Below are 17559 nucleotides of genomic sequence, written 5' to 3' on the forward strand. Positions count from 1 at the left end.
TCTAGTCTCCCTAGTTCAGGAAGGGGCACGAAACGCCTATCCTATTTTGCCCTTAGTGCTTCAGTAGCTTCGCTGAGGCGGGGTCGTAATAATAGTCGCTGATAGTGCTGTCTTTGATTTTCTCTACCATCTCATTAATAATGAAGACCGGAACCAAGAACCACTCCCGAGCCTTTACAGGCTTTCCAAAACGATCCTTTATTTCAACATCCAGTTTTGCCGCCCCGAAAAACTTGTGAATGATGTTCTCAAGCTTTGTGCGGTTGATATTAGCCAGTTTATATGTGGCGATGATTTCCACATCCGCCATAAGGAAGGTCGGGTCATTCTTTACATTCACTAGCCGTTTCTTCACATCCCCTCCTGTCACACCTATTTTATGAATAATCTCCCTGTTCTCTTTGACGAGCGGATGGTCGGACAAACTGCGAAGCACATATATGGTACCGCTGTCCAGATCATCTTCGCTGTTTTCGCCTGAGAAGAGCGGCCCGGAGGTAGGATCGGTGATGAACCTGCTTGTTTCATCCTTGTACATGGCGCGGATAAGGGACCTCAGCAGAAGATTACTTTCAGTGCCGTTGGCATAAATAACCCGCAGGCGGGCATCATCTTCCCCATTGGGCGCTTTTATCGTTTCTCCCATCTCGGCTATATAAGCCATTTGCCCGCCGATGATGAGAAATTGCCCTACTTTAAGCGTTGTTTTGGTAAAACCAGCGTCCTTTCTAAAGTGAACGGTGTTTCTGAGCCCTGTGTCAACCTCTTTTTTTATCGCCTCAAATAGCGGTTTGAACTGCTCGAAGTCTTTGCAGTGGGTGCGATTGGCAATTTCCTCCACAGCCCTTTTTTCTGCGCGGGGCATTACGTGTGTTAACCTGGTGATGGAATCCGCCTCGTTTTCATCCACACCGAGTTGCGCAAGCAACTCATCATCATCTATATTGTCCGGAACCTCCGTCGCCGGGTTATGATGGACGTCCAAAAGATTCTGATGGTCCAGGTCCTTGAGAAGGGTCCTGCACTCTTCCTGTCTGCGGATCTGGTCGAGCCGAACGGCGTACAGCCTCTCAAAAATATCTTTGTCCTCCCCGTGTTCCGGTAAACGGCCTTGCGCTACCACAAAGGCTTGGATTTCCTCAAATCCGGCCATGATCCGCTCTTCCCGCGCAGTGTGCTTAACGGCTTTTTTGGCTTCGACCTCGACACCGAGTTCTGCCAAAAGCGCATCATCTTCATCGGTGAATTTCTTTTTATCAGCCATTTCTTTCCTCAGCTTTTATACGAGCCAGCACCGCTATGCCCTGGGCCATGCGTTGCTCCCATGGGTCAGCAGATTTGATATCGGGCAATTTGCCCCGCTCATTCTTGAACTTCAACGCCCTTTTGGCAAGATCCCTTGCCTCCTCCAGTGATATGTCCGGTTTTTTACCTGAGATAACCTCTGCCATGGCTTTTAGGCTCTGCTCTGTCATGGCCTTGGATAAAATTGAATAGGCTTCACTGAAGGGGTTTATGCTATCAATCCAGTCCACATCAAGGTCGCGCACATCCATCGTGAATTTGCGTATCCCGTCGATCAAGGCAGTATTCCCCCGACCGCTCAGCTCAGGGTCGTTATTGAGTGCTTCCTTCGCCTTTTGTGTCAGGTTGAGTGCGGCAATGGCATGCTCCCTCACAGCTTCCAAATCTTCATTATCCAGTTCTGGGTATCTGTCTTTGATAATTTTCCCCATTCGGACTTGGGTCAGCTCCTGAGGCACTACCTCTGGGTCAAACAAGCCGCGTTCAATGGTTTGCTTGTCCTGCGCAAAAGCGGCGATCACCTCATTGAGGTCTTCCTTGCAAATGCGCTGCGCATCCTGGCTCTTCGGCATGGAAAGCCCTTTGATTTCAATTTGGAACTGGCCGGTCTCTTCATTGAAACCGACATTCTCCTTGTCCGGATTATAGCCTCCTTCTCCGTAATCGAATCCCTCAAGCGGACCGTTCTGCGGTTGCTTCGGTGTGAAATTGAATCGTGGCGCCAGCACCTGTTCCATCAGTAAGCTAGCAGAGATGGCTTTCAGCGTATCATTGACGGCGTCCGTAACCGCCCCTTCCGAGGCATCCGGCTCTGCAATCAGATTCGTGAAGCGCGCATGGGTTTTATTCGGGGCATCCCGCGTGGCGCGCCCGATGATCTGTACAATCTCCGTTAGGCTGGAGCGATAGCCTACCGTGAGCGCATGCTCGCACCATATCCAGTCAAAGCCCTCTTTTGCCATGCCAAGCGCAATGATAATGTCAACGTGGTCACGGTTCCTTTTCGCTTCTGGCATTTTCAATGCCGCAGAAACCCTATTTCGCTTTGCGGCATCATCATCGACCAGGTCAGCAATACGTATGGTCTTGCCCTCCGGTGTTTTGACCAAGTGAAAGCCGGTCACAGGGTCAGTGCCCTGCCATTCTCCCAATTCTTCGATAATATGCTCGACTTCCTTGATCTTATCACCCATACTCTCGCGTGAATTGACGTTGGGTATGTGAATGATGGTCTTCTCATTCGGGTTAAGCACACTTAGAATCTCATCCGCATAAGCCCCGCTGTAGAAGTAGTAGCCGATATTCAGCGTCTTGAGGTATTCATAGCCGTTGAGCTGTTCGTAATACGTATAAGTGACCGTATCGAATTTGGCTTCGTCTTCAGGCATCAACACAGGGTTTGCATCCCCGCGGAAATAAGAGCCGGTCATGGCCACAATGTGTGCCTTGTCCCGTGCAACTAATTGCCTGAGGTGCGAGCCGAGAACATTCCCTTCGTCGGCACTAACATGGTGGAACTCATCTATTGCAATCAGCCGGTCGTCAAAGGCCTCAACACCTAAACGCTCTACTGCAAAGCGGAAGGTGGAGTGTGTGCAGACCAATACTTCGTCTTCACTTCCAAGGAAAGACTGAACTGATTTGACCTTGCTGCCATCTTCACCAGGCGCGTTGCAAAGATTCCATTTAGGCTCCACATGCCAGTCGTGGTGGTAGCCGAATTTTGTAAGCGGTTCATTGGCAAAGCTGGAGCCGATAGACTTTTCCGGTACGGCGATGATGGCTTGCTTGATGCCTTGATTGTTGAGTTTATCCAGCGCGATAAACATCAAAGCACGGCTTTTACCGGAGGCCGGAGGCGATTTGATTAACAGATACTGTTCACCGCGCTTCTCATAGGCACGCTCCTGCATCGCCCGCATGCCCAGCTCGTTCGATTTGGTCGAGCTGCCGGTGCCTTTGTAATTGACAGTAACGGAGGGTATAGACTTTTTCTCTGTCATGCTGACTTTCCTTTTTTAGTCATTTTAGTATAAAGATCGAAGAGTTTCTCAAGACGCTCAGTATCATTTTTAAACAGTCGACCAATATAGATACGCTCTAATACTTCATCATTACGGTCATGGGCATGCCGTAAATCTTCAGGCATTTTTTCAGGATCATAAAGGTCAGCAATTGTGGCTGGGAAATGCCGTTCCCGTGCAACCAAGATTTCTTCGGCACAGGTAGTTAAATCCTCTTTGTTTTTCTCGGTAAGTAGCGGTACTGGAAACGTATTCCAGCCAAGTGTATTTGAATACCTAATCCGGGTTTCCAATTGTCCGCACACAGCTTTAATCCATACTAAATGAATACGTGAAGATATTAGTGACATATTCCATAGTGGAGCATTATACATACCAAATGCACTATCTGCTAAGATGGATTTTTTAGGTAATAAACCTACTGGTATATATAGTCTATGTTCAGAACTGACTCTTGGGATTATGAAAATTGTTTCATCTCCAGTTTGTCTTACTTGTTGGAATAAGTGAGGTGTAAGTGCACCATCTTTTGTAAGCTTCTTTTTACTTTTATTTCGAAATATTTTAACTCTATCTAATCGCTCTTTGATTTCATTGTTCTTTATAGCTTCATCGAGCTTCTCATTGTTAATCCAAACACAATATCTTGAATTGCCCTTAATAAATTCAGCAGAGCCAAAGTAAGGATGAAAGAACTTTATAGAATTTGGATCAGAAATTTGAAGTCGCCTATAATCTTTACCATCTAAAATTAAATTACCACCATCAACAGCTTTATTTCCGTTTACCATTTCAGATAATTTTAAGAGCGGCCTTGTTTCTGGTTTAACAATTATATCTCTCCCAGCAATAAGATATGAATTGATTTCATTAACCGCTCTGCTTACAGACTGTCCATTAGTATCCACACTAAATATATGGCATGTATTCCTTGGTTTTGAGGTTATTCCAACAATAACAACTGTCACGCCAGCATTATATGCTGCGAGATTGGACCATTTAAATGAAGTATGCGCAAAAAATATGGACTGCCCTCTTGAATATAGTAAAGGCCATAGCCTAGCAACTTGTTCGCCCTGACATATGGAATTAGTGCTAACAAATGCACATGATGCATCGGTATGTATTGCGTATTCAGAAAATTTAAAGAACCAACCAGATATATAATCCAATGATTTCCACGTGTCTGTGATATTAGCAAAAACCGAAGCCATATCAGATTTTTGGTCGTTATTTTGCTCTGTACCCCCTTTATATGGTGGGTTTCCACAAATATAAGTTTCTCCGCCTTCATTCTCGAAGTCGATTTCTGCTTGATCGAGAGAAGTACTGAACAAGTCATCTCTATAAATCTTAACATCTGTACCTGTGGGAGGACATACAGAAAGCCAGTTAATTCTTAGAGCATTTCCACAGGTAATCCAATTTTCAGCGTTAAGTGGTAGGAACTCGGCTAAGGCCAGTTGTTGTCCGCGATATAAAACATCACATTGAAATTCAGCAATAATTAGGGCCAGTCTCGCAATTTCCGCTGAAAAGTGTCGCAGTTCAATCCCTCTAAAATTAGTTAGCGGAATTTCAGTTGGCCGTTCACTTTCACTGCGCCGCTTGTTGATTTCATACTCGATTTCCCGCATTTGTTTATAGGCGATCACCAGAAAATTCCCAGATCCACAAGCCGGATCAAACACGCGAATGCGCGCTATGCGTTTGCGTAAGTTTAGTAGTTTTCTAGCATTATCTCCGGCCTCATCCAGCTGCGCTCGCAAATCATCTAGAAAGAGTGGGTTCAATACCTTTAGGATATTGGGCACGGAAGTGTAGTGCATGCCCAATTCACCGCGTTCCTCCTCATCCGCGACTGCCTGAATCATGGAGCCAAAAATATCCGGGTTGATTTTCTTCCAGTCCAGATTACCAACATGGAGCAAATAGGATCGAGCTATCTTTGAAAATTTGGGCGTTTCAGTTGATCCAGAAAACAACTCACCGTTTACATACGGGAATTTAGATGCCCAATTTTTGATTTTCTTCTCAGGGCGCTCGTTCTGCTTGGTATCCATCGCCCGAAATATTTCACTGATAACCTCATGCGTATCGGATGCGTCACTTGCACTCATCTGCTGCACGGTTGCTGTGAAAAGGCTGTCACCTATGAAAATATCTGTGTCCTCGGCAAAGAAACAGAATATCAAACGTGCCAAGAAATGATTCATATCCTGGCGGCGTTCCGCCTTTGCCCATTCCGGATTGTGGCGCAGCAACTCGATATAAAGCTTGTTTAGACGACTTGTGGCCTTAATATCAAAGGCGTTTTCACGGATTTGTTTAACAGTGCTGATCCCGGCCAGAGGTAAGAAGAAACCAAAATAATTGTGAAAATCTGGGTAAGCACAAGCAACAGTATCACCGCTGTTTAAGTCTTCGGCCTGGAACTCCCTGCCGTCAGTGGCAAGTACAAATTTAGCCTTGGCCTTTATGGTAGCTGGGCTTTCGCGCAGCTGGCTCAGAGCTTCCGGAACAGTGCCTTCTTCACATACAGCAATATGGATGTTATTGCGTTGGAGAACACCGCCCGCGATATCAGACTTATTATTGGTACCCGTTCGTAGAAGCTTTATCGTTGTAGGCTTATTCCCAAAAGCTTCCAGGAACGCATACGGAAACTCAGCAGCAACAAAAGGCTGTTCTGCCAACAGGGAAATAGCTTCTTCAATTTCAACCGCATTCATTTTTATTTCATATAGTGTCAAACTGCAGTCACCGGTACAGCTTTAGAATATTGTTCAACTACTCTAAAACTATCGGCTTTGAGTTTGAGCAGTATTGACTAACTTATTATTGCAATAGGGTTAGCAATTTACTTAAAATCTGAAGACCGATTTTATTAGTTATGATTTAATAAAGGTGTATTGCTATTTGTCAGGAGCAGCAGGTGTTATAGGACAGGCACACTGCAAACATATCGACAAACAGGGCAAAAGCAACCGGTGCCGCAACGCGCATCGTTAACTACTGTTATGTAAAGTAGAAGCGGTTTACAAAGGAAGCTCTATGTTAATCTATTTATTTCTGAGTTTAAATTAGCTTTCTATCTAACCATCTATGCAGGTATTTGCTGAAGAATTCCCTATTTTATGACCCTAACCATATATAGTGAGCCATGATAAGTAATCCCAAGTTAGCCAGTATTTTATTAGAATGGCCCTACACTGACCAGTTGATGACCAGTGGTATTGCTAACTTGGAAGAAGCTGTAGGCAACCTGCTGAAACGTACGCATACACACCAAAAATTTACTTTTGGCGTGGAAAACAGCGTAATCGGCACTTCAGACGAGAACCCCTGCGGAGAAAACGGCTGCATGATTGGCGATATGCCCTTGCTGCGGCCTGACGCGTGGGAATTCAAGAAAATCTATGGGCGTTATATGCCGGTGCTCCGGCCTCTCTTAGCTGCGAAAGCACAGGAATGGGCAAAGGGGATGGATACAAGTAGCCCCGTAGGAGTTGGCAGTCAGTTAGGAGAAGAAATCAATTCTATGATAAGTGCCATGTGGTGGTTCAAGATTACAAACGAAATGTACAACCACCATTTCTTGCCACTCGATGATTACTTGGATATTGAACCATACTGGGCAAGTCACGCAATTGAAGCACTTAAGGATATAAATGTCTATGGTGGGGATTACTTTTACGAGGACGCCAACGAGATGCAGATAGCATACAACATAAATAGTTTTATAAGAAAACTCAAGGCCACCTGGCCAGACATCAAGGAAGAGTGGCATAAACTGCATGGGGAGAGAAAGACATGTTCGTAAACTCTACGGCAGACATAGAGAATGACTTGAGAAGATGCTGTTCCAATGCTACCTCGGCAACCCTGAAAAACTATCTTCACCGCATCCTGCTTAATGCTCAGACGCTCGAAAATGTTATTTTGCCATTTCGTACTGCTCTTCTTCGAGCCAGGAAACCTCTATAGCAGAACTTTAGAACATGCCCCGCGTCAAGGCGGTGACTAACGCGTTGCGCTCCCATGATGTGCTAGCAGCCGATGACATCAAGCGCCAGAACCAAGAGATTACAAAACAAATTGGAGCTGTAAGCACGCTCAAGCAGTTTTGAACCCACTGTTATCATCTGCTGCTTTATTCTTAAATTGTGATCTGCAAGAAGAGACAGATGGATATAGAAACAGTAAACAAAATCAAACGCTTGGCAATTATTGCCCTCGCTTCTGATGATGAGTTAATTGAGACCATTGTGCTGAAGGGTGGCAATGCCATTGACATCGCCTACCATGATTCCACCAAGTCCGTTTCTAGGACGTCCTATGACCTGGACTTTTCTATCGAGGATGGAGATTTCAAAGAGGATTTGGAATCAATAAAGGTAAGAATAGAGAAAACGTTAGTTCAGACCTTTGGCGAGAACGGCTATGTGGTGATTGACTACAAGTTCATCAATAAGCCTAAGACTGTCAGAGAGCCTGTGGCTGATTTCTGGGGAGGCTACCTGGTCACCTTCAAGGTCATTGGGCAGGAAGAGTATGATAAGCACTTGGGCAACCCTGATCACCAAAGAAGACTGGCTGTTCCTTTGAAGCCTGACCACTCCTCTAAATTCGAGCTCGAGTTTAGCAAGTTCGAATATGTCGCAGACAAAGCGGCCGTGGATGTAGACGGCTACACCATCTATGTCTATACCCCGGAAATGATCGTTTTTGAGAAGGTGAGAGCCCTATGCCAGCAGTTGCCCCAGTATGCTGAGGTGATCAAGTCCCATTCGCCAAGGGCCCGGGCAAGGGATTTCTACGATATCTACTTAATCATAGAGTCTTGCGGCATAACGGTGGATACAGAGCACAATATCCAGCTTCTAAAGCACATCTTTGAGGCCAAGCGGGTTCCCCTTGAATTCATTCAGGAAATAAAGAATAACAAGAGCATTCACCAGGACAACTGGGAAAGCGTCAAGGACACGGTGTCGCAAACTGAGGAATTGGGGGACTTCGATTTTTACTTCGACTATGTGGTCTCCAAATTTGAACCCATTACATTCCCTTAGGATAGTAGAGCTTCCAGTCCGCTGAGTACTCCTTCTCTGTTATCTCATAGGTTAGGTAGAAGTCGAACTCCTTGCTTCTACTGCGCAGCTCCTCGAGTTTCTTCCCCTTATACCCAGCCCGCTCCAAGTAAAACCCGACAGACTGGTGATAGGGGTATATGAATTTCATCCTGTCCAGCGTCGCAACAAGCTTATTGATGGATAAGCCCTGCCCAAGCGCGCTTTTGTAGGCCTCCAGAACAGAGAAAACACCGCCAGCATACCCCGGCCTTACAGTGATGTCAATAAGGGTCCTTTCGATGTTGGTGACAGGGACATGTTCTGCAGAATAAACCCCTAATCTGTTGGTGAACATGCCGTTCAGCATCACGAAGGTATAGTCCCCATAGATGGCTCTGGAAGACGCCTTTCTTTGGGGTTTGGAAAATGCCGCATCAATGCCTCCTTGGGTCAGCGTTCTGTCAACACTCGCCTTGGGGGCCTGCTCAAAGGTGATATAAATCGTTTTGGGAACCTGGGTGGTCAGGCCATTCACCCACACGGCGGAGTAATGAGACAGGTATGATTTATTGACCAGTGATGCGGCTATCTGCAGTATAGAGGCGTCCTTCACCATGAAGCGCTCTTTGTCCGAGACGTATCCTTCAAAAGATATCTCAACCTTCTTTAAGATTTCTTTTTTAACGAGTTGATCAATAAACTTGTCTGCATATGTCGACAGGGGCAATCTCCAAACTGCCCTCCTCTCTTCCAGGATCTCCGCCACTTGATCTTTGGTGAACACCTTGCGCACTCCCTGCTTGAAGAAGGACCTTATGTTGTTTTCTGCAACAGCAAATCTTGATTTCCCTGCCATAGGTGCTTGTAAATCTCTTCTTACATACAGTAAGTATATATACTTACTGTAAAGTTAGGGAAATAGATTCAAAAAAGCAACAATATCATGAATTAGGGGATTCTAGAGGGGTTTAGAGGAGAATTTAATGTGGTATAACAAGTATATATACTTGTTATACCCAAAGTTAATGGAATTTGTTTAGAAAGTCAACTAAATATTTTATGTGTGGCTCTTCTGTAAATAATATTCAACCTATAGCCTTAGAATTATAGACACCTAGGAGACGCATATATTGGAAACTACTATTAAACATAAGCCTACAACACATAATTAAGCACTTACGATTGTTTGTCATTGCGTAAATACATCAAAGCTTAAGGTATTTATTTGTGACAATACGGCACAAAAGATGAATGGGCTGGGCCCTCCGTTATAACATACTGAGCAATACAGGATAACGCTTTAAAATAGTATCACTGGGTGCTGTTCGCGCCCGCGTGGTTGGCTGATCTTTGGCCCTACAACTGAAGATATGACCATAACAGCACAAGAGGTAAATTTAACAGAGGAGGACGGTGAGCAAGATGGATATAATCCCCTGCCTTTGCTTAACGCAGTTAAGATATAAGACAGAGGCGCTTCACAAGCTTGAAAGCTTGGGGAGAGCTTCTGTCTTTTGGGGGCCTACGCACCCATGAAAAACCCGTCCTGCCCAAAACCTTGGCTTGGACGTACCTTTGCAGTTGCGCGGCACGGTGGCACTCATACTGGTTTTGATAGCCTGAGAAGCGCCATTTTTCTGTCTTTTTTTTTTCCAGAGGGCCTCTGTAAATTTACAGTAGCGCGCTTACGGAGACAGAAGAGAGGCACTTATTCAAGCTTTTAAAGCCGGAGGAGTGCCTCTCTTATTTCAGTACCGAATGGTGCTAATAAAATGTCCTAATGCGAATACCGGACGTGCAGTAGCTTTGCCCGGGGCTTTAGGGAATAGGAGAGGCACAAGCTTTAAAGCTATAGTAGTGTCTCCGAGTACTTGGCCAAGATGTACGGCATTGACAGGGGCAAAAGTGCTGTAAAGAACTGATTTACAAAAAAGTGTATGCACATAGCGTACATTTTGAGGAACTGCGCAGACCCTGTCCTTTGATCGTTTTTAGAGCCGGTTTGGCTTTATGGCTTATAGAAGAGAGGCACTGCTTATCAATCTAAGCGGTGTACTATGTCCAAACGTAAGCGAAACAACAAGTCTCTGCCTGCCACTCCCCGGCGCGGTATTGGGGGCGCATCATGCCAAGTAATGCCGGCTCCTGATCGGCGTGACTGCTGGCTGGTCCGACAGCTCCTTAAACTTGAGAGGAGCCACTTCACCTCTCAGGTAGCAAAGGTGAATGATGCGCTCGCGCGCCTTTGGCCTATCTATAAGAAGTGGCTCCTTCCTCTGTATTACCTGCTGCTCGCCATCGTTGCCTATGCTGTCATACAGGATCCAGCATATACGTTCTGCACTTTGCTCATCAATTACGTTGTAGTGAAAGTAAAGGGATGGTTCACCGGCTCCGGATAGCTTGGACAAGACACCGCTTAGATTTTATAGAACCCTTGTGCTTACCTAAAACGTCATCGCGCATAACACCACATCATCTCTACCGCCTGCAGCTATTCGGCCTAGATCCCTGGTATCGGTAGAACTAAAAAAAGGCGCACACTCTCCCGCGCACGCCTCTCTTAGGGTCGTTGTTTATCATTACAGTTTCTCTATGATATTCAAGGCAACTATCACCATGCTGGCAGCAAATGCTATCTGACCTGTGGCAACACAAACCAGAATGATAAACAGTGCCATAACAAGCGCAAACACTTTAGCTAAAATTCCTATTTCCATATTATTCTCCTTTCTGGTTGTATTGTACGGCGGCACCCTACCTGTTTAGTTTAACAATCCATTTCTCACAGCCTCTAACTCAGACGATTTGTTGCATCGGCCAGTAGTTAAATCAATCATATGTTTTATTTATGAGAAATAGGTACTGCGGTACTAAACAGTATAGGAAATTACCTGAACCTGAGGCGGAAACAATTTAACTTTTTTGCTTTTACTGGGTATAGGTGCCAGTAACGACTAAACCAAGATGAAAAGACACAACCGAATCACAGTCCCAGGGGCTGAGGAATTTGACGAACTGAAGGATGCAGTAGCCAAACTGCAGGAAGAGATAGGCATCATTAACCTAGTACTGCGTCACATCGGGTGGATTGGAGCCCAGCAGGTAATGGACATGAAGTTGCCGGGCCTCTCCACCTGGAAAGGCTTGAACAGCGCGGCTGACCGTGGCGATCTGGTGATCGACAAAAGCAAGAAGAAAGCGCGGGTATCGGTTAAGTCACTCCTGGATCTGCTTCGCAAAAAAGGGTACCTCCATAGAGACACTTCACTCCCAGGTTAGCATCTTCCCCCATCTCCTCGCTTCTCCTGCTGAACAGCTCCCTTAGTTCCCGGTAAAAGGACTCAGGCAAAGGCGTGTTTGTCTCCAGTGTTTTGACCTGACAGAACATCGCAGACTTCTCCTCGTCTTTTCTTATAGGCTCATCGTAATAGCCGAAGCACTTGGTTTGCAGGTCGCGGTAGTTTATCTGATGGGTAGTATTGATGTAACGCGTCTAACTTAGACTTACTGCGCTAATCTTCCCAGCAACGCTGTGATATTAGGTATAACGTTCTCCCCAATCTTCTTGTAGCCATCCCTCAATGACAAGCTATACGTAAGGTTTCCTACTTCTTTTATTTGCTCCTGAAGGGACTGGATATGCTCTCGAGTCTTGGTAATCTTCTCTTCGGTAGTCCCGTCTCTCTCAATGCCATAAGCATGCATCTCTCTATTGGGCTTTATGTCAATCAGCTGGTTTGTCTTCTTGAAGTTGTCATCTGTGACCTCCAAATCGAAATATTCTGTTGAGCTAGAGTTGACCCTATACTGGCAACGCAAGCTAAACTCCACCCTACCCTGTGAGGCAATGAAGTATTTGCTTTGCGGGCTGCTCCTCGTGTCTTCCTTGGTTGACACCGTTAACCCTTTCGATTGGAAGTACCTCAGAAATTCGGCACCGATCTCTTCTATTGCAGAACGGTAGCTTTTGAAGAATGCGGTGGTCAGCTGGTGGTTTAGCTCATTCATTGTTCTCTCTAAGCCCATCAGCTCGTTGACTTGTCCAATGTTTATCATCCCTATTTGTCTATATATTTTACTGTATAAATATAGGAAAAATTAAGGCCCGGGGTTGGCGTGTCCCCCACTATTTTCTTGCGTATTTCTGCACAATCTATTTAGCCGTCCTATCCAATTGCTCATTCCCAAAGGGCACCGGCTTCACGAACGGGAACTCTAACCCGGCATATTCTCTTTACATAATCTTACTTATCGGCTGAACCACCACAACAGGCATCAATTCAATATATAATCAGATTAGAAGCGACTTTTATAAATAGATAGATAATAAAGTTTAGAGGACGCTCCCAATGTGACTACCAGTTGTGATGGCTATAATCCATTCGAATAAATCATGAACGCATCTGTGTTTACAACAGATAGTCCACGGAGAACACATGGGCTATAATAAAGGTTAAAACATCACGGCAAATATTTTCATAGAGCCGATGCATTTGACGTATACATTTCCTTTCTATCCCCGTTCGTGAAGGTTAACACCGCCTGATCTAGGACCGCGACGGCGAGCACTTCCCCCCCCTGCCGCTGCTGCATGAAAGCTTGGGCCTCCGCTTCTCCTTTCGACTTCCTAATTAAAAAATCTCTGGCCGAGCTAGGGGTTTTTGAAATTATCTCACCTTATAACATTTTACAAACGTCCGTTTATGTCATGTCAAAACTGGCTTAGTTTTTACTAAAAGTTTATAGTCACCGGTAGTTTTAGGCTTAGATAGTAGAGGGTCTTATTGGAGGTGTACTTGGTCCCCTTGTTGGAGACGCCCGGACGCAGGTTCTACCCCGCGCGCCACTTATGGTGAAGGCCCTGGAGCCCGCGCAGCTCCTCTTGTCTGGCCGTGAGGATGCGCTGCTCAGGGCAAGCCTTGTCGCACATGGCCCGGCGGTCAGCGCTGCTGAAGGTTCTCACCTGCCGGAGGCGGGCCTCGAGCTGCTCGGCAGGGACCTTCAGCTCCAGTGAGCCCATCAATGCGTTGGCCTTGACTAAAGCCGAATCGATCGCTTGGGTGTGGCCTGAGACCATGCCGGCCTCCGCGCACAGGGACCGCTCGGCAAGCTTCGAGCCGCAGATTATACGAAAGCGGGAAACGGTGCTGGCCGGAAACCTCGAGCCCCGCATCCTCAGAACGAAACAAGCTCGCAGGAAAGAAGACTTGCCAAAGCAGGACGTTTACCAAGGTCACTTGCCCGGTTATACAAAATAGTACTTATCTACTTACCTCTCAATTTTTCTCCGATGAACACATTCGAAAAATTCAATCAGCTGGCCCAGCAGGTGACCGCGCAGCTGGAGTAGGGGAAGGTGCCCTGGCAGCGACCCTGGGCCACGGACGGACGGCCTAAGAACTACCTGCCCCGCCCGCAGTGGCCATGGCCGCTTAAACGCTGCGAAGGGCTGTCTTTTGAACGGGCAGCCCTTCGCATGAAGTGGTGCTGCGAGGCAGCGTTGTGTACAGCTTCAGCAGGACTTGACCACTTCGCTCCTTTTGACTACAATGTGGTATTGTTGCACTACAGCCGTACAGTATGACAGCAATGTATTCATACATGCCTTCAAAGCCAGCGGATAACGTGGCATTAGGCAGTTTTTCACCAGAGGATTTGGGTTGTAGGCAACAAGGCATGATGGTTTCTGAAGGAGCGCACGAGCTTCATGGCATTACAATGATTTTGCTCTTTTTTAGAGAAACAGGCTTTTTTCTCACGATTCTGCTTTTCCTGATTTTCAGGCAGCGGTTTGCGCTTGCAAGGTGCTTGGTGTTCGCTTAGCCTATCAGGTGCTTCCCTATGGACAGCACCTTCGTGAAAGCCGGGCAGTCATTGGTGCAGAACCAGCCGGTGGCAAGATGCGTTAAGCGTCAGTACAGCAGTTTAAGGGTGTGCCGGCTACGGTTCCGCCAGTTTCAGGACAGCACCTCACCGGTTTGCGGCACATAGTAATAAAGCCAGCGTTGCACTCCCTCCGCCGTTTGACGAAGATCCACACCTCATCGAACTGGACGGAGAATATCTTTCAAGGCGGGGCCTAAACGCACACATTTCCGTCTCCTGCTTCAGCCACCCAAGCACCATCTGCCGGTACACGACGTGACCTGCTCAATGTCGCGGATGTCGGAGTTTCTGACCAGCATCCGCAGCATGAGGGTGACGCCGCTTAAAAAAAATCCCCGCCTCTCTAAGTTTTTCCGACTTTAGACGACTAATTGGAAAAACAAGCATTTTGAAAGAGCAATTTCTTTTACGCATCACCCAGCATCAAGGCCTGATCTTCAAGGTGTGCAATATGTATTGCAACACAAAAGAAGACAGAGAGGATCTTTTTCAGGACGTTGTGCTCCAGTTGTGGCGCTCCTACCCCTCCTTTCATGGAGAATCGAAGGTAACTACCTGGATGTACCGGGTTGCCTTGAACACGGCCATCTCCAGAGTGAGAAAGGATACCAAAAAAGAGAAGTTCGCAACGCTGGGCACAGAGGCCTTTGAGGTGCCTTCGCTGGAAGGCGATACAGATGAGAATTTGCTGTTGATGTACCAGGGAATCAAGCAACTCTCCCAAGTGGACCAGGCATTGACATTGCTTTATCTGGATGATTGCAGCTACAAAGAAATAGCCGAGATCATGGGGCTCTCAGAATCGAACGTGGGATTTAAGTTAAATAAAATCAAAGCCAGGTTAAGAACACTGGTGAATACTGCACTTACAACTATAGGATAACATGGAACTGGAGGAATTTAAAGCGCACTGGAAAGCTGTCCAGCAGGAAGATATAAAACAACAGGAACACACGCCTGAAGCACTGAATCAGATTATCAAAAACACAACCAACACCATGGGGGAACTGCAGGAAAAGAGCAGCTATTGGAGAACAATCGGGAGCTGGAACAGTGGCCTGATGCTCCTGCTGGTTATTGGCTATTGCTCTATGCTCTATTATAGAGGCGAGGCTGTTCAAACGATTATAGAAAAGCTTCCCCTGCTTGCTGTAATAGTTGTTTTTGCCTTGTTTTCGAATTGGGTTTATAAACGGCAGGAAGATATCTTTTCAGCTACTACTAACGAAAGCCTGAAAGAAGGGATCAGAAACACCTTACTGAGTTTCAAGAGGTACTACCGTTTCACTAATTCCGTTTTCCTTCTCCTGGCTCCTGTGGCATTCTATGCGGTGTTCGAGTTGTTCCTCACTGGATTGGCGCTGCCTCTCTCCTCCATAATATTTATTTCTTTTGCCTTAACCGGCCTTTCTTTCTTATTGAGGTACGTGTATTACCGCACGATTTATTTTAGTAGGATAAAAGCAATGGAGACAAACCTAAGGGAGTTGGAAAATGCACATTAACCCCTCAACTACTATAGTATAGCCCTTTAAACACTAAATCTAAACCCCTAAATCTTAAACCATGAAACATCTTTTACTTACCCTCGCGTTTGCCTTTACTTCCCTGACCTTGGCTGCTCAAAGTTTTGAAGGCAAGATCGTCTACCAAAATACCTATAAAAGCAAATCCCCTGAGCTCTCCGATGAACAGCTTAACTTAATGATGGGGACCGAGCAAAGCTGGTATCTGAAGGGTGGAGATTATAAATCAGAGACAAATGGCATGCTGATGCTTTGGCAGTTATACCTGGGCAGAGACAACAGGCTTTACAGTAAGTTTGCAAATACTGACATGGTGGTTTGGAATGACGGTGCCGCGAATGCTGATGAGGTGATAAAAACCGAACTTCGCAAGGGGGCAGTTGAGATACTGGGTTATACGTGTGATGAACTGGTGCTGACCTGCAAGAGTGGCGTGCAGAAATATTATTTCAGCTCTCAACTAGCGGTAGACACCAAGTTGTTTCAAAACCATCTCTACGGGAATTGGTTTGCCTATCTTACAAAAGCCAATGCCGTTCCCTTAAAAATCGTTATTGAGTCGCCTCAGTTTGCATTGGAGAGCGTGGCGACACTGGTACAGCCGATGAAACTAAGCGCCAAGCTGTTTGCGCTTCCTGCCAATGTGCCGACTATGAAGAGTCCATATTAGAAGGAGGTATAGGCAACGGCCAGGGCTTCCGAATCCCAATGCAGTAAGGTTCATAATCCCATTCTTTGGTCTACTGGAAGGGAAAAGTGATTCTTTTGATCGCTTTTCCCTTTTTCTTTTTGAGCCAAAAACCGCTATATCACGCTGAAAAGGGCGGAAAAGCCGTTCACCCGCGGGGTTCAATACCCCTCGTTTTCACGCTCATGCCACACCCCTTCCGGAAACACCATCATTAGAGAGCACGCGCTGCAACAGTATTCCTGTAAAATGCATATAAAACCAATACAGTAAGGACAGCCACTCCAATCCACGCAGTAATTATGATTTGTGGACTAGCTACCACGTCAATCTCCCGGTGTTTTAAGATGATGCCGTAGAGCGCCCAAATGCCAATCAGCCCCACAACTGGGTTAGACCTGCTCATAACCACTGAGGATACGATAAGCGCAGCCACGGCTACGATGATGACTGCCCAGGTTCCTTCACTCAGACCAAAGCCGCCCCATGCAGCGCCAACCAAGGCCGAGCTGATATTCGCTACTGTCGCGATAATGATCCAACCGAAGTATAAGCTCAAAGGCACCTGTGTGAGCCAGCGCGAGGCTGCAGAGTGGGCAGTATTATAAATATTCAATCGCAGGTGTATGGCCAGGAGCGTGATAAACTGCAGGATGATCAGTAACACCGATACCGCCAGCCATTCGTTCACCCAGGCAATCGTCCAGAGGCCGGTAGCCAGGTTGTTGCCCATGAAGAGATAACCAATTCTTTGCAACGCAACATTCGCTTCATGATCGGGAGACGCTTTGAAAGCCTTTATCAGATGGCAGGCACAAAAGGCTAACAGACCGAGGTAAATAAGGCCCCAGATCGAAAAGGTTACTCCAGCAGGCGTGAAAAGCGCGGGATAGCTTGCCGACACCTCCCCTATGGTCTGGCTGTTAAAGAGCCTGAGTTGCGTTAATTGCGAGAGAACTAAATGCACCAGGAAGAAAACAGTGTTCAGAACAGCAAGCGTCTTGATATTTTTCATTGGCTATAGTTATAGGACGATTAAGCACGCCTATCATACA

14 protein-coding genes are annotated in these 17559 nt (G+C 46.3%); 7 read left to right on the forward strand and 7 right to left on the reverse strand.

Annotated features, from left to right (window positions below):
- Nucleotides 1-52 precede the first annotated feature (52 nt).
- The 3 genes from MKJ04_RS14440 to MKJ04_RS14450 are packed head-to-tail and all read right to left on the reverse strand — an operon-like array spanning nt 53 to nt 6061.
- Nucleotides 53-1264: a GIY-YIG nuclease family protein gene (locus tag MKJ04_RS14440; protein WP_241642352.1), complete on the reverse strand. Its 1212-nt coding sequence runs from the start codon at nt 1262-1264 to the stop codon at nt 53-55.
- Entirely contained in the window at nt 1257-3308 is a 2052-nt protein-coding gene (locus tag MKJ04_RS14445; RefSeq protein ID WP_241642353.1) for a DEAD/DEAH box helicase, read from the reverse strand. The genes MKJ04_RS14440 and MKJ04_RS14445 overlap by 8 nt, the downstream gene beginning before the upstream one ends.
- A complete protein-coding gene (locus MKJ04_RS14450) occupies nt 3305-6061 on the reverse strand; it encodes a class I SAM-dependent DNA methyltransferase (RefSeq protein ID WP_241642354.1) in 2757 nt (918 codons plus the stop codon). The genes MKJ04_RS14445 and MKJ04_RS14450 overlap by 4 nt, the downstream gene beginning before the upstream one ends.
- A 431-nt stretch (nt 6062-6492) precedes the next feature.
- Between MKJ04_RS14450 and MKJ04_RS14455 the strand changes: the two genes are divergently transcribed.
- Nucleotides 6493-7152 (forward strand): hypothetical protein, encoded by a 660-nt coding sequence (locus tag MKJ04_RS14455; protein ID WP_241642355.1) that lies wholly within the window; start codon nt 6493-6495, stop codon nt 7150-7152.
- 364 nt (nt 7153-7516) lie between these two features.
- Nucleotides 7517-8401 (forward strand): nucleotidyl transferase AbiEii/AbiGii toxin family protein, encoded by an 885-nt coding sequence (locus MKJ04_RS14460; RefSeq protein WP_241642356.1) that lies wholly within the window; start codon nt 7517-7519, stop codon nt 8399-8401.
- Here the strand turns inward: MKJ04_RS14460 and MKJ04_RS14465 are convergent.
- Both MKJ04_RS14465 and MKJ04_RS14470 read right to left on the reverse strand, forming a co-directional pair.
- Nucleotides 8388-9257 carry a hypothetical protein gene (locus MKJ04_RS14465; RefSeq protein ID WP_241642357.1) on the reverse strand — a complete coding sequence of 290 codons (870 nt, stop codon included), beginning with the start codon at nt 9255-9257 and terminating at the stop codon, nt 8388-8390. The two genes, MKJ04_RS14460 and MKJ04_RS14465, sit on opposite strands and share 14 nt — an antisense overlap.
- A gap of 1726 nt (nt 9258-10983) precedes the next feature.
- The gene (locus MKJ04_RS14470) at nt 10984-11121 is read right to left on the reverse strand and encodes a hypothetical protein (protein WP_241642358.1); all 138 of its coding nucleotides are present in this window, start codon (nt 11119-11121) and stop codon (nt 10984-10986) included.
- Between the two features lie 247 nt (nt 11122-11368).
- Here MKJ04_RS14470 and MKJ04_RS14475 point away from each other — a divergent pair, with 247 nt between their 5' ends.
- Nucleotides 11369-11683: a hypothetical protein gene (locus tag MKJ04_RS14475; protein ID WP_241642359.1), complete on the forward strand. Its 315-nt coding sequence runs from the start codon at nt 11369-11371 to the stop codon at nt 11681-11683.
- A 225-nt stretch (nt 11684-11908) separates the two neighbouring features.
- Here MKJ04_RS14475 and MKJ04_RS14480 read toward each other — a convergent pair whose 3' ends face one another.
- Nucleotides 11909-12460 carry a hypothetical protein gene (locus tag MKJ04_RS14480; protein ID WP_241642360.1) on the reverse strand — a complete coding sequence of 184 codons (552 nt, stop codon included), beginning with the start codon at nt 12458-12460 and terminating at the stop codon, nt 11909-11911.
- 1545 nt (nt 12461-14005) lie between these two features.
- On the opposite strand from MKJ04_RS14480, the gene MKJ04_RS14485 reads away from it, so the two are divergent.
- From MKJ04_RS14485 to MKJ04_RS14500, 4 genes are all read left to right on the forward strand, one after another.
- Nucleotides 14006-14227, forward strand: a complete 222-nt coding sequence (locus MKJ04_RS14485) for a hypothetical protein (RefSeq protein ID WP_241642361.1) — start codon at nt 14006-14008, stop codon at nt 14225-14227.
- A gap of 451 nt (nt 14228-14678) precedes the next feature.
- The gene (locus MKJ04_RS14490; RefSeq protein ID WP_241642362.1) at nt 14679-15173 is read left to right on the forward strand and encodes an RNA polymerase sigma factor; all 495 of its coding nucleotides are present in this window, start codon (nt 14679-14681) and stop codon (nt 15171-15173) included.
- Between the two features lies 1 nt (nt 15174).
- A complete protein-coding gene (locus MKJ04_RS14495; protein WP_241642363.1) occupies nt 15175-15795 on the forward strand; it encodes a hypothetical protein in 621 nt (206 codons plus the stop codon).
- A gap of 61 nt (nt 15796-15856) precedes the next feature.
- A complete protein-coding gene (locus MKJ04_RS14500) occupies nt 15857-16486 on the forward strand; it encodes a DUF4412 domain-containing protein (RefSeq protein ID WP_241642364.1) in 630 nt (209 codons plus the stop codon).
- 232 nt (nt 16487-16718) lie between these two features.
- Here MKJ04_RS14500 and MKJ04_RS14505 read toward each other — a convergent pair whose 3' ends face one another.
- On the reverse strand, nt 16719-17519 hold the full coding sequence (locus MKJ04_RS14505; RefSeq protein WP_241642365.1) for a hypothetical protein: 801 nt from the start codon (nt 17517-17519) through the stop codon (nt 16719-16721).
- Between the last annotated feature and the right edge of the window lie 40 nt (nt 17520-17559).

Origin of the sequence: Pontibacter sp. E15-1, assembly GCF_022601975.1 — a bacterium.
Taxonomy (GTDB): domain Bacteria; phylum Bacteroidota; class Bacteroidia; order Cytophagales; family Hymenobacteraceae; genus Pontibacter.